Here is an 11,816-nt window from a genome sequence, read left to right as displayed (position 1 = left end):
CCCTTCCATGGGGTGAGCGGAGTGGCAGGCCACTTGAATCGGCTGGCTGCTGATCGACTGCCGACGACTTCCTTTCCGCCCGAGTCGCTTTCCAGGAGTGGTCCCGGACGGTGGGCCTGATCCGGGTGACCGGTGCCGCCCACCGGTTCCGGCACCGCGAGTTCCAGGAGTGGCTCACGCGCCACCCCGTTCCGGCCCGCCCGGTGCCGGCCGCTCATCCGCCGACGCGAACAACAACTCCGTGACCGACCGGAAGACCGCCTCGGGGTCCCGCGTGCCCACCGCCGCCTCCAGGTTGCCGCTCAGCAGCAGCGTGGCGAACCCGTGGGCCAGCGACCAGGCGGCCACACCCGCGAGCCGGGCGTCGTCGCCGCGTCCGGCAGCGGGGAGGCCGGTGACGCCGGCGCGCAGCTCGGCCGAGGCGCGGTCCTTCGCCGCGAGCAGATCCGGGTCGTCGGTGCGGTAGAGGTCCGGCTGGAACATCACCTGGAAGTGGGCGGGGTGGTCGACGGCGAACCGCACGTACCGCACGCCCCGTTCCCGCAGGTCCGGGGCGTCGGCCAGGGCGTCGGCGAACCGCTCGTACCCCTCCGTCGCGATGGCGGTGAGCAGGCCCGTGCGGTCCTTGAAGTGGTGGGCGGGGGCCGCGTGGGAGACCCCGGCCCGGCGCGCCAGGTCGCGCAGGCTCAGTGCGCCCGGCCCCTCGGTACGGATGACGTCGAGAGCGGCGGTGAGGACGGCCCGCCGCAGGTCGCCGTGGTGGTAGGTGCGCTCGCTGGTCATGGGCAGGAGATTACGCGGAATCTAGTCGTTGACAAGTTCGAGGGTGGGGCGGCAGTCTGGGGATCTCGATATCTAGTCAGTGGCTAGATTGGTGACTTCGTGGAGGGCGGAATCATGTCCGAGTCGCTGGGGCGGGTGCGACGGATGTGGCACCTGCTGGAGCCGTTGCACGCTGTTCTGTACTACGCGCCGGAGGCCGTCGCGGAGGCCGCCGCGCTCGGATACCGGACCGACGAGCGGTGGCCCGGCTACTTCGCCTGGCGCGCGGCGCCGCTCGGGGAGGTCGATGCGGGGCGGGTGGCCGACACCTTCTACAGCTTCAGTCCGGCGATGGTGAGTGAGTACGTGCCCGCCGCCTGGTCCGTCGCCTCGCCCGGTGCGGTGCTCGCGGCCCGGACCCGGGCGGTCGACCGCGCCTACCGGAAGCTGCTGGGGGAGGCGGTCGACGGTGCGGAGTTGCGTGAGGCCGCCGCGCTCGTGCGGCGCGTCGCGGAGGGCGCCGACACCGCCGGCCGGCCGCTCGCCGCGGCCAACGCCGCCCTGTCCTGGCCAAAGGAGCCGCACCTCGCGCTCTGGCAGGCGGCGACGGTCCTGCGTGAGCACCGGGGCGACGGCCATCTCGCGGCGCTCGTCGAGGCGGGGCTCGACCCGGTCGAGTCGCTGGTCTCCTTCGCCGCCGTCGGGGCGGCGCGGCCGGAGGTGTTCGCGAGCCGGGGATGGAGCGACGTGGAGTGGCGGGCCGCCCGGCAACGGCTCGTGGAGCGTGGGCTGTTGGACGGGGGCGGTGTGGCGACCGAGGCGGGGCGGGCGTTGCGCGCCGAGGTCGAGCGGCGTACGGACGAAGCGGCGGCGGACCCGTGGCGGGTGCTCGGTGAGGAGGGGCAGGAGCGGCTCGCCGAACTGCTGGGGCCGTTCTGGGTGGCGGCGATCGGTTCCGGGATGCTGCCGTCCGAGACGACGCTGGGGATCGGGAAGGTGTGAGCCGACGGGGGGCCGGACGGTGCGCGTGTGCGCGGAGGGGCCGGATCGCGGACGCCGCCCGCACCCCTCACGCGCCCCAGGCGGCCAGCAGTGTGATTCGGGTTGCAATCGGCCAGAGTGTCGGCATGTGCATGCTCTCGGGGAGCAGGCTTTCGTAGGATTCCCGGGTTCGGCTTTCTCCCTGTCAGGACGGTTCCGAGTGATATCTCCCCGCACTTACCGAGTGATGCTGCCCGCCCTCGGCGTGGCGGCGGTGCTGGCCCTGGCCGGCTGCGACCCCGAGCAGCCTTCGCGCTCCGAGGGGGAGGGCGGCGGGCGGGCCGTCACCGGGTTCGGGGCCAGTCCGCTCGACAACGCCGACGGTACGAAGCCGGGGCTCGCGCCGCTCACGTCCGAGGCGGACCGGGCGGCCGGGCGGAAGGTCATCGAGAAGGTGGCGACCAAGGGGCGGGGGCCGAAGACCGGTTACGCGCGGGACAAGTTCGGCTACGCGTGGAAGGACTCGGTCGACGGGATACCGCTCGCGAGGAACGGCTGCGACACCCGTAACGACCTCCTCGCCAGGGACGGCAAGGACCTGAAGTTCCGGTCCGGTTCGGACTGCGTGGTCGTGTCGATGACGCTCAAGGACCCGTACACCGGCGCCACCATCGACTGGCGCAAGCAGCAGGCCACCAAGGTCCAGATCGACCACGTCATGCCGCTCTCGTACGACTGGCAGATGGGCGCCGCGCGCTGGAACGAGGCCAAGCGGCAGCAGATCGCCAACGACCCGCTCAATCTCATCCCGGTGGACGGGCCGGCCAACAACGCCAAGCGCGACTCGGGGCCGGCTTCCTGGCTGCCGCCGTACAAGCCGGTGCGCTGCTCGTACGCAGTGCGGTTCGCGCAGGTGTCCCTTAAGTACGGACTTCCCGTAACCGCCGCAGACAAGACGGCGATGCTGGAGCAGTGCGGCGGGTGAGCACAGGGGCGGGGCGGTAGTACGCAGAACCCGCCCTGGGGCGGGGCGGGTTCTGTGGTCCGGAGCGCTCAGGGGTTCAGGGCTTCGGGCTGTTCGCCTTGAACGGCTTGTCGAATTCGGAGAATTCGACGGACACGGGGGCGGTGCCGTCTCCCGTTCCGCCGCGCGGGAGGCGCAGCCGCAGCAGGAAGGGTCTGCCCTCGGTGGCGATGTCCGCCGTCCACTTTCCGTCGTCCGTCCTGCCGGTGACGGTCAGGGCGGGGGTGCCGGAGGCGGCGGCGCTCGTCCACCTTTTGCGGGCCGTTCCGGTCTTCGGCGCGAGGCCGCCGAGGAAGGTCTCCCAGTCGCAGTAGCGTTCGGCCAGCTTCGCGTGCCGGTCGGCGGTGGTGGGTTCCACCCAGCGGCCGGTGAGGTTCTTGGCCTGTGGCGGGGAGGCCGATCGCAGCATCGCGGCGTCGGAGCGGGTGCGGACCGTGCCGTCCGTCCGTACCAGCTCCAGCGTGCCCGCCGCGCCCATGGAGAGGGTGACCGTGCACTCGCCCCTGATGTCCGTGGCCACGTACGCCTCCACCGGGCCCTCGGGCGTCGCCGTCCGCACCGTCATGCGTACCGACTTGGCGGCGCGGGTCGCCGCGAGGGCCTTGTTGACGACCTCGGGGGCGGTCAGCCCGGCGTAGGGGGCGGTGGCGTCGGGTCCCTCGTCCGGGAGCATGTTGCAGGCCGTCGCGAGGGTGAGGGCGGTCGCGGCACTCAGGGCGGCTGCCGAGGCGCGGGCGGGAAGGCTCATGCCGAGCTGCTCCGGTCTCTCCGGTTCGTTCTGTCCGGTCTCGGAAGGACGGTCAGAGCTTCAGGTCCCACTGCGAGGCGTCGTACGTGAAGCCGGGGTTGACCTCGACCGTCAGGTTCTTGGCGTCCGCCGGGGTGTCGAAGGCGAACTGGACAGTGACCTTCTTGCCCGGCAGGACCGTGCCGCTGAAGCCCGTGCCGACCTTGTTGTCGAAGATCTGCTCGGCGTCCACGCCGTCCTGGCCGGCCCGTGCCGAGACGCTGACGAGCGCGGAATCGAACTTCTCCTTGCCCGCGTTCTCGATGACGACGGCGACCCGGTAGGCCTTCTGGCCCTTGGTGTGTCCGGCGGCGTACGCGTCCGGGGTGTACGAGGTGGCGTCGCCGACCGTGACCGTCAGATCGTCGTCGTACACGGCCGAGTCGCCGGCCTCCAGCGCCTCGCCGGTCTCCTTCTTCTTGTCCGCGCCCCCGTCCTTGGCGGAGTCGCCGCCGGGCTTCGGCTTCGCGGAGGCCGTCGTGTCGGAGACCGCCTTGTTGAGGTCGTTCACGGCGTCGTCCACGGCCTTGAACGTGATCACCGCGCCCACCACCGTGAGGATCAGCGAGATCAGGCCGAGTACGGCACCGAAGGTCGCCATCCCCTTGTTGGTGGCCTCGCCGCGCTTCGCCCGGCCCCGGCCGGCCAGGCCCAGGATCAGGGCGATGAGGCCGAGGATGCCCGCCAGCCAGAACAGGAACGGGATCAGGCCGGACACGGCGCCGATGACACCCAGGATGAGGGCGGCGATGCCCAGTCCGTTACGGGCCGGGCGCATCCCCGGCGTCTGGGCCGGGGTGTACGGCTGCTGGGGCTGCGGGGACTGCGGCGGCTGCGTGAACTGGGACATGGCTGTGCCCTCCGGCGAAAGCAGAAATGGGTGGGGAGCGGTTCCGTGCATCGCTCCGGTGCATCGCCCTGTGCGGCGATGGGTCAATCACAGCAGAGCTTGTGAACCGAGTCAACACGGTTCACGGAGAATGGGTCGATGCACGCTGTGAATCGGTGTCGTGTGAACCGGGTCGGTATGCTCGCCGACAACCAGTACCGGGACGAGTGCCAGGACCAGCCAGGGAGACAGTCAGTGCCGGAGAACTCGACAGAGGTGACCGCGGCCGGGATCGCACGGCTGGCGGGGGTGGGACGCGCCGCGGTCAGCAACTGGCGCCGCCGCCACGCCGACTTCCCCAAGCCCGTCGGCGGCACCGAGACGAGCCCGTCCTTCGCGCTGCCCGAGGTCGAGCAATGGCTCCGCGACCAGGGGAAACTCGCCGAGGTCCCGCTGCGCGAACGGGTCTGGCAGCAGGTCGCCGGGCACCCGGCCGGAGCGGTCCCCGCCCTGGTCCACGCGGGCTGCGCCCTGCTGCTCCTGCGGACCAGCCCCAGGGCCTGGCCGGAGATCACCGCCGTGTCGGACGAAGGGATGGCCGGCGTGCTCTCCCTCGCCGTCGACAAGGTGCTCACCACCCGCTTCGGACCGGCGGCGGAAGGCGGGAGGGCCGTTCACACCCCGAGCCCCGCCGAACTGCTCCCGTCCGTCCCGCTGCTCCGCGCCGCCGCCGAACTCGCCGCCGGGACCGGGGCCCGGGAGACCTTCGAGTTCCTCCTCGGCCGTCAGCTGGACGCCAACCCGCGCCAGTACACACTCACCCCGCCCGGACTCGCCGAACTGATGGCCGCCCTCGTGGAGACGGGCGAGCGGCCCGCCCGTACGGTCCTCGACCCGGCCGCGGGCACCGGCGCCCTGCTGCGCGCCGTCGGCAACCCCGCCGCCCTGTACGCCCAGGAGACCGACCCCGACCTCGCCGCGCTCACCGCGCTGCGGCTCGCCCTGCACACCGGCCCCGGCTGCGCCCTGGCGGCACGGACCGCCGACACCCTGCGCGCCGACGCCTTCCCGCAGCTCGCCGCCGACGCCGTGCTCTGCCACCCGCCGTTCAACGAACGCAACTGGGGCCACGACGAACTCGCCTACGACCCGCGCTGGGAGTACGGCTTCCCGGCACGCACCGAGTCCGAACTCGCCTGGGTCCAGCACGCCCTGGCCCATCTGCGAGAGGGCGGCACCGCCGTGCTGCTGATGCCCCCGGCCGCCGCCTCGCGCCGCTCCGGCCGCCGGATCCGCGCCGATCTGCTGCGCCGCGGCGCCCTGCGCGCCGTCATCGCGCTCCCGGCCGGCGCCGCACCCCCGTACGGCATCCCGCTCCACCTCTGGGTGCTCCGCAAGCCCGGCAGCGGCTCGCCCACCTCGCCCGAACTGCTGCTCGTCGACACCGCCGAGCCCGCCGAACCGGCCTCGGGAGGACAGGCCTCCGCGACCGGTGGGCGCGACCGGCTCGACTGGCAGGCGGTGCAGGGCGCCGTGCTCGACGCCTGGCAGTCCTTCGAAGGCGCCGCCCCGGCCGGGGCCCGCCCCGGCGCGGGCCGCGCCGTCCCCGTCATCGAACTCCTCGACGACGACGTGGACCTGGCCCCCGCCCGCCATCTGCCACCGCCGGCCGCCGCGGGCGGACCCGGCGAACTGATCCGGGTACGGGAGCGGCTCACCGAGACGCTCGGCCGCGCCGGCGCCCTCACCCCGCCCGCCGTCACCCTCACCGACCCGGCCCACTGGCCCCTCACCACCGTCGGCGAACTCGCCCGCGCCGGAGCCCTCCAGCTCCGCACCGGCGGCTCCGGCACCGGCCAGGGCCCCGTGCTCACCGAACACGACGTCCTCGGCTCCACCGCCCCTTCGGGAAGCCTGCCCGCCGACGGCCCCGCCGAGGAGCCGGTCCTCGTCGAACCGGGCGATGTCGTCGTCCCCGTGCTCGGCGGCGGCTCCGCCGCCCGCGTCATCGACGACGCCACCGCGGGTGCCGCGCTGGGCCGCAACCTCCAGCTGCTGCGCCCCGATCCGGCCGCCCTCGACCCCTGGTTCCTGGCCGGCTTCCTGCGCGGCACCGCCAACAACCGCCAGGCCAGCAGCTACGCCTCCACCGCCACCCGACTGGACGCCCGCCGCCTCCAACTGCCCAGGCTGCCGCTCGCGGAGCAGCAGCGGTACGGCGAACGGTTCCGTGCCCTGGCCGAGTTCGAGGACGCCCTCAGGCTGGCCGGCCGGCTCGGCGGACAGCTCGTACAGGGGATGTACGACGGACTGACGGACGGCACGGTCGCACCGAAGTGAGCTGAACCGGAGTGAGCTGAACCACAGCGGTTCCGTACAACCCGGGGCCGGTTGTCGGTGTCGCCCTCTACGCTCGGATCTGCGTGCACGGAGCGTGCGCGCGGATGTTCAACGACCAGGTCTCCAGGAGCAGCCATGTACGCCCCGGGTCATCCGCCGACGCCGCCGCGCCGGGTTCCCAGCCGGGCCTGGATCGTCTCGATGCGGGTGCTGTTCGGCGTGCTCTCGGTGGGCTCGCTCGGGATCCTGCTGTGGGCTCCGCTGCTCCGGCTCGCGATCGTGCGCCGCCGGGCGTACGACTGGTGGCTGACCGGTGCCGGGTTCGTGTTCGTCTGCGTGCTCCTGCCGGTCCTCGGCCGGGACGGCAGCGACGAGCCGACCGGCATCGACTACCTCCTCATCCCGCTGCTGCTGGTGGTGATGCTGGGCTCGCTCGCGTACTACCTGGTGGGGGACATCCGCCATTACGAACGGCTGACCAGGCAGCAGCCGGTGACCGGCTACGGCTACGGACACGGCTACGGACACGGACACGGACACGGGTACGGCTACGGGTACCAGCACGCGCCCACGGTGCCGATGGGGAGGTCCACGCCCGCTCCTGTGCCCATGCCCGCGGCTGCTCCCACGCCCGTGCCGTCGCCGCCCCTGCCCGTACAGCAGCCGCCCGCCGCGCCCCAGTTCCAGCCGCAGCCGCAGCCGCAGCCGCAGCTTCAGCCCCAGCCGAACCCCGCGCCCCAGCCTCAACCCCAACCCCGGCCCCATTCGCACCCCCACCCCCAGCGCATCGACCAGGTCCGCGCCGAGCTCGACGAGCTGAGCGACTACCTCCGCAAGGAGGAAGGCCGGTGAACGGGCGTCTCATCGGTGGGCGGTACCAACTGGCGACCATCCTCGGCCAGGGCGGCATGGGCCAGGTCTGGACGGCCTACGACCAGCGCCTGGACCGCCGCGTCGCGGTGAAGCTGCTCCGCCCCGACCGGGTCACCGGCCCCATCGACGGCGAGGCCGCGGACGAGCTGCGCCGCCGCTTCGTCCGCGAGTGCCGGGTCACCGCCCAGGTCGACCACCCGGGCCTGGTCACCGTCCACGACGCGGGCAGCGACGGCGACGACCTGTTCCTCGTCATGCAGTACGTCGAGGGCGCCGACCTCGCCGACCACCTTGCCGAGCACGAGCCGTACCCCTGGCAGTGGTCCGTCGCGGTCGCCGCCCAGCTCTGCGCCGTCCTGTGCGCCGTGCACGCGGTGCCGATCGTCCACCGCGACCTCAAGCCCCGCAACGTGATGGTGCGTCCGGACGGCACCGTCACCGTTCTCGACCTGGGCGTCGCCTCCGTCCTGGACACCGACACCACCCGGCTCACCCACACCGGCTCACCGATCGGCTCCCCGGCCTACATGGCCCCCGAGCAGGCGATGGGCGGCGCCGTGGGCCCGTACACCGATCTGTACGCCCTCGGCGTGCTTCTGCACGAACTGCTCAGCGGCGAGGTGCCGTTCGCCGGGACCACCGCCCTCGGCGTGCTCCACCGCCACCTCCACGAGCCGCCGGTCCCGGTCCGCCGGATCAGGCCCGAGATCCCCGAGCAGCTCGAAGCGCTGGTGCTGCGGCTGCTCGCCAAGGACCCGCAGCACCGCCCGTCCGGCGCCCAGGAGGTGTACGAACACCTCGCCCCGCTGCTTCCCGCGCCGGGCACCGGCCTCTCCGTCGGACCGCTCGACCCGACCCGCCCCTTCCTGCGCCCGCACGCCCCGTGGCCCGACCGCAACGCCACCCGGTCCCAGCCCGCGGCACCGGCCCCGCCCGCCGCGGCCGCCCGGCCCGATGTGGCCGCCGCCGTCGACGACGTCAAGAAGCTGCTCGGCGAGGGCCGGATCACCCAGGCCGTGGACATCCTCGGCTCGATCCTTCCTGTCGCCGCCGAACAGCACGGCGAGGACTCCGCCGTGGTCCGCATCCTGCGCAAGCAGTACGCGGCGACGCTGATGGACGACGGCCAGTACCGCCGCGCCCTGCCCGAGCTGCGCCGGCTCGCCGGCGACCGCGCGGCGGAGGCCGGCCCGGCCGACCCACAGACGCTCCAGTTCCGCTACGACGCGGCCCAGTGCCTGGAACAGCTCGGTGAACCGGCCGCCGCCCTCGCCGAGTACCGCGCGGTCCTCCCGTACTTCGAGAACCACCGCACCACGGGCGGCGACCCGGCCCGCGCCTTCGAGATCCGCAACCGCATCGCGCACCTGCTGCTCGCGCTCGGCGACCATGTGACGGCGCGCGTCCAGCTCCAGGCGCTGCTGTACGACGCCGAGCGGGCCTACGGGCCCCACCACCCGCTGCCGGTGGAGCTGCGCCGCCGGCTCGACCGCCAGGTGGAGGTGCGGGGCGGCTGACGACCGGCCCGGCCCCGGTCGGAACTTCAGGGGCTCTCATGGCCGGACCGGCCCGGCGCCCGGCCCTGGTCAGACCTCCACGGGCTCCGGGGCCCCGGAGAGCTGCGGCGCGGGGTCGGGGCCGGGCCGTCCGGACCGCCCGGTCTCCGATCGCCGCCGCCGGTACGCGAGGGCCGCCCCGCCGAGCACGAGCACGGCGAGCGAACCCGCCCCGGCCACCGCACCCGCCCGCAGGCCCGGGGGCCGGAACGTGCAGTCGACGGCCCCGCCCCGGGCCGGTGCCGGGGTGGCGACCAGGCCCAGGTAGCTGTCGGCGGGGCGGCCCTGGCAGCTCCAGCCCGCGATCCGGGGCGCCGCGATCACGACCGTTCCGGTGGTGCCGGGCGGCAGTTCGGCCCGGACGCCGTGGCCGGTGACGTGGACGGCGGTCGCGCCGGTGCGCTTCAGTCCGGTTACCGCCGAGGCCAGCCGGGCCCGGTCCAGACAGCCGACCGCCCCGTGCGGCACGGTCCCGGCGCGCACCGGGGTCAACGTGACCCGCACGCTCCCGCCCCCGCCGACCGTGCCCAGGTGCTGCATCGCGGCCCGCCTGGCCGGCAGCTGCCCCTTGAACTCGACCTCCGGGCCGTCGCCGAGCCGCGCCCGGCCGAACATGTCGGGCGACCACAGATACGCCTCGCTGCCCGCCGGACAGGCGGCGGTCAGCGTGTACGTGCCGCGCCCCACCCGGTAGTCGTACGCCCTCTTGTCCGCCACCGTGCCGCCGTCCGCCGCACGCAGCACCGTCGTCGGGACCGTGTAGACCCGCGAACCGAGCAGCTGCTCCTGGTTCCGGAACGGCGAACGGCCGTACGGCACAGGCACGCCCGGCCCGCGCACCGTCACCAGCGGCGGCGCCTCGGCACGGCTCACCGTCACCGGCCGGTCGTCCGGGACGTTCGACCCCTGGTGCGGATCGCGCGGCCCGCGCACCCGCGCGCCGACCGAGAAGACCGCGTCCGTGACCGGGTTGTCCAGGCTCTGCACGGCCCGGCCGTTCGACGTCCACCCGCCACCGAGCGCCCGCATCGTGCGGGTCAGCACCGCGGGCGTGTGGCTGCTGTAGTACGCGCCGCCCTGCCCGCCCACCAGCAGCGGATCGTTGGTGGTGGTCTGCTCCCGGCCGGGGTCCGTGCGGTAGCCCGGCCAGCCGTCGGCGCCCGCGACCACGGCCGCCTGGGTCCGCTGCCGTTCGCCCCAGGGCGCGTAGTCGTCGAGCCGGTTCAGCCGCTGCCGGTCGAAGTACGCGGTGGCCGCGGCGGCCTGCCCGGCCTGTGCGCCGATCAGCAGCACGGCGGCCAGCGCCGCGAGCCTCCGGCCCCGCCCGGCCAGCACCAGAGCGCAGGCCGCGGCCACCAGCCCCACCGCGAACAGCGGATACGTCCACCCGGTGACCAGGTCGCTGAAGCCGGCCCCGGCCGCGAGCAGCACCAGGACCGCGGCCCCGCAGAGCAGCGCCCGCCGCTCCGGCCATCCGTACGAGACCGAGACCCAGGCGGCGATCACCAACAACCCGGCCAGCACGAACGTCTGCCGGTACGGGCTGCCGTTGGGCGTCGCGAAGGCGTGCCACAGCAGATGGGTCGGCTCCCACTGCATCGACAGCGCGACCCCGGCCACCAGCCCCGCCCACGCCCACCGCTCGCGCCCCGGCACGGACCGCTGGAAGGCGAGCGCGACGGCCAGCAGCAGGGTGCCGGTGCCGAGGAAGAGGGCCGGGGTGAAGAAGCTGTACGTGGCGGGCAGCAGCCGGGCGAGCACATCGGGCCAGGTGGCCGGCGCGAACGGACGGTCCCAGCCCGGGTAGGCGTGCTTGGTCCCCAGATAGACCGGGAGCAGGACGGGCGCCGAGAGCCCGACACCGATCCCGACCGTGCAGACGGCCCGCACCAGCCCCCGGACCACCGCCCGCCGGTCGTCCCGCTCGGTGAACAGCCGGACGGCCAGCACCAGAGCGGCACCGAGCGTCGCCATGTACGCCGTGTAGAAGTTGGCCGCCCACACCACCGCCACCAGCAGCGGCCCGGCGATCCGGTGCCGTCCGGTACGGGCCCACTCGGCGACCAGGCAGAGCAGCGGCAGCGCGACCAGGCCGTCCAGCCACATCGGGTTGTACGACGCCTCGGCGACCGACCAGCCGCACAGCGCGTACGAACCGCCGAGCGCGCCGGCCACCCACCAGCGCCCGCCGCGCAGCGTCAGCAGGAACAAGGCCATCAGCGCCGCCGCCGAGGCCATCTTCAGGACCGTCACCACATAGACCGCGAGATCGATCCGGTCACGCGGGAAGACCCCGACGAGCAGGGCGAACGGGCTGGTCAGATAGGTGCCGAGATCCGGCAGGAAACTCGTCCCGTACCCGGAGGACCAGTTGAGCAGCAGCCCGCCGTCGGCGTTCCCGTGCAGCAGGTCCCACAGCCGGGCGTGGAACGGCACGAACTGATTGCCCAGGTCGTTGACGCTGCGCGTGTGCGGCCCGAACGGGAAGACGCGCGCCACGGCGTCACCCGCGCAGACCGCTGCGACGGTGAGCAGCGCGGCGAGCGAGCCCGCGCGCAGGCGGGGACGGAAAGTCGGCATACGCAGGAATATGCCAGCTTCGAACTTACAACCCCGGGCCGGATTGGGTCAGTTCACGCAATGGACGCCCACCGGTCACGTGCT

General features: G+C 73.6%; 9 protein-coding genes. 5 read left to right on the top strand and 4 right to left on the bottom strand.

From position 1 onward, the window contains the following. Positions 1-174: 174 nt before the first annotated feature. Positions 175-783 (bottom strand): TetR/AcrR family transcriptional regulator, encoded by a 609-nt coding sequence (locus tag ACFYY7_RS19150; RefSeq protein WP_388662831.1) that lies wholly within the window; start codon positions 781-783, stop codon positions 175-177. Positions 784-897: 114 nt separating this feature from the next. Between ACFYY7_RS19150 and ACFYY7_RS19145 the strand changes: the two genes are divergently transcribed. Together ACFYY7_RS19145 and ACFYY7_RS19140 are read left to right on the top strand one after the other, a co-directional pair. Beyond that, the gene (locus tag ACFYY7_RS19145) at positions 898-1,764 is read left to right on the top strand and encodes a hypothetical protein (RefSeq protein ID WP_388662829.1); all 867 of its coding nucleotides are present in this window, start codon (positions 898-900) and stop codon (positions 1,762-1,764) included. A 226-nt stretch (positions 1,765-1,990) separates the two neighbouring features. Beyond that, entirely contained in the window at positions 1,991-2,728 is a 738-nt protein-coding gene (locus ACFYY7_RS19140) for an HNH endonuclease family protein (protein WP_388663222.1), read from the top strand. 76 nt (positions 2,729-2,804) lie between these two features. Here the strand turns inward: ACFYY7_RS19140 and ACFYY7_RS19135 are convergent, their stop codons facing one another. After that, positions 2,805-3,515 (bottom strand): hypothetical protein, encoded by a 711-nt coding sequence (locus tag ACFYY7_RS19135; RefSeq protein ID WP_388662827.1) that lies wholly within the window; start codon positions 3,513-3,515, stop codon positions 2,805-2,807. 52 nt (positions 3,516-3,567) lie between these two features. Further along, positions 3,568-4,404: a DUF4190 domain-containing protein gene (locus ACFYY7_RS19130; protein ID WP_388662825.1), complete on the bottom strand. Its 837-nt coding sequence runs from the start codon at positions 4,402-4,404 to the stop codon at positions 3,568-3,570. Between the two features lie 234 nt (positions 4,405-4,638). Here ACFYY7_RS19130 and ACFYY7_RS19125 point away from each other — a divergent pair, with 234 nt between their 5' ends. The 3 genes from ACFYY7_RS19125 (at position 4,639) to ACFYY7_RS19115 (ending at position 9,113) form a co-directional block, all read left to right on the top strand. Then, positions 4,639-6,723, top strand: coding sequence for an N-6 DNA methylase (locus ACFYY7_RS19125; RefSeq protein WP_388662823.1), 2,085 nt, complete (start codon positions 4,639-4,641; stop codon positions 6,721-6,723). A gap of 135 nt (positions 6,724-6,858) precedes the next feature. Continuing rightward, the gene (locus ACFYY7_RS19120) at positions 6,859-7,575 is read left to right on the top strand and encodes a hypothetical protein (RefSeq protein ID WP_388662821.1); all 717 of its coding nucleotides are present in this window, start codon (positions 6,859-6,861) and stop codon (positions 7,573-7,575) included. Beyond that, positions 7,572-9,113: a protein kinase gene (locus tag ACFYY7_RS19115; RefSeq protein ID WP_388662819.1), complete on the top strand. Its 1,542-nt coding sequence runs from the start codon at positions 7,572-7,574 to the stop codon at positions 9,111-9,113. Before ACFYY7_RS19120 ends, ACFYY7_RS19115 begins: the two co-directional genes overlap by 4 nt. A 69-nt stretch (positions 9,114-9,182) precedes the next feature. Here the strand turns inward: ACFYY7_RS19115 and ACFYY7_RS19110 are convergent, their stop codons facing one another. Continuing rightward, positions 9,183-11,732, bottom strand: a complete 2,550-nt coding sequence (locus ACFYY7_RS19110; protein WP_388662817.1) for a YfhO family protein — start codon at positions 11,730-11,732, stop codon at positions 9,183-9,185. Positions 11,733-11,816: the final 84 nt, after the last annotated feature.

The sequence above is a fragment of the Streptomyces sp. NPDC001933 genome, from assembly GCF_042890955.1.
GTDB lineage: Bacteria > Actinomycetota > Actinomycetes > Streptomycetales > Streptomycetaceae > Streptomyces.
The sequence above is the reverse complement of the archived record's forward strand: the minus strand, read 5'-3'. Positions and strand labels throughout refer to the sequence as shown.